The 957-nt window shown below is 74.7% G+C and carries 2 protein-coding genes; both read right to left on the reverse strand.

Translation table 11 applies throughout. The annotated features are described in order from the left end of the window. On the reverse strand, positions 1-399 hold a 399-nt coding region (locus MPTA5024_RS42920), incomplete at its 3' end, for a HAMP domain-containing protein (protein ID WP_036331758.1). Positions 400-506: 107 nt separating this feature from the next. Further along, positions 507-957, reverse strand: a 451-nt coding sequence (locus MPTA5024_RS42925) for a hypothetical protein (protein WP_198167542.1), incomplete at its 5' end; no start/stop codon positions are given.

Here is a 957-nt window from a genome sequence, read left to right on the forward strand (position 1 = left end):
CGACAGGTCGCCCTGCGCCACGGCCGTGGTGACCTCGGCGATGGACCGCACCTGGCTGGTCAGGTTGCCGGCCATCGCGTTCACCGAGTCGGTGAGGTCCTTCCAGGTGCCCGAGACGCCGGGCACCTCGGCCTGGCCGCCGAGCTGGCCCTCGGTGCCGACCTCCCGGGCGACGCGGGTCACCTCGGAGGTGAACAGCGAGAGCTGGTCCACCATGCCGTTGAAGACGGTGGCGATCTCCTTCAGCAGCCCGTCGCCCTCCTCGGGCAGCCGGGTCCCGAAGTCGCCGTCGCGCACCGCCGTGAGACCGGCCAGCAGTTGCCGGAGATCAAGTTCAGCGTCACCGTTGGCGGCGGACCGCGCCGACCTGCGCTTGACCGCGCCTGCCCTCTCGACCATGCCCACCCTCACGTTCGCTTCAGGGCCAGGAAGAGAAAGCATATAAACCGTGGCGGGCGCCGTCGCCCCCATGCCGCTGGGGCGGACGCGGCCGGGAACCGGGCCGATCAGGCGGTCGGCGAGGACGAACCGATCATCCTGCGAAAGTCCGCCGCCTTCGCGAGGTGGGCGCGCGCGGCGATGCGCGGGCCTTCCGGATGCCGGACGTCGATGCCGCTGTGGAGGCGGGCCAGGTTCTCGTGCATCTCCGACAGGTGCAGGCAGGCGGCGTCCATCTGCGCCCGCAGTCCGTCGACGAGGACGGCGGCCCCCCGCTGGAGTCTTCTCGCCCGGGCCAGCGCGGGGTGGGCGACCCATCCGGCCGCGTGCCGCAGGACGGCCGGGCCCGGCGGCAGGCGATCGGGCGTTGCGCCGCCCGCACCGACCGGCCGCCACGCCTCCCGAGCGACCGCCTCGTACGGCACGGTGCCCCTGCGCCGCTCCGGCCCGCCGTACGGCGTCTCGGCTCCCAGGAGGGGCGGCGCGGCGGGCCCGGGGAGCGGGGCCGGCGGGGGGCAG

It is taken from the genome of Microbispora sp. ATCC PTA-5024 (assembly GCF_000511135.2).
Lineage (GTDB): Bacteria > Actinomycetota > Actinomycetes > Streptosporangiales > Streptosporangiaceae > Microbispora > Microbispora corallina.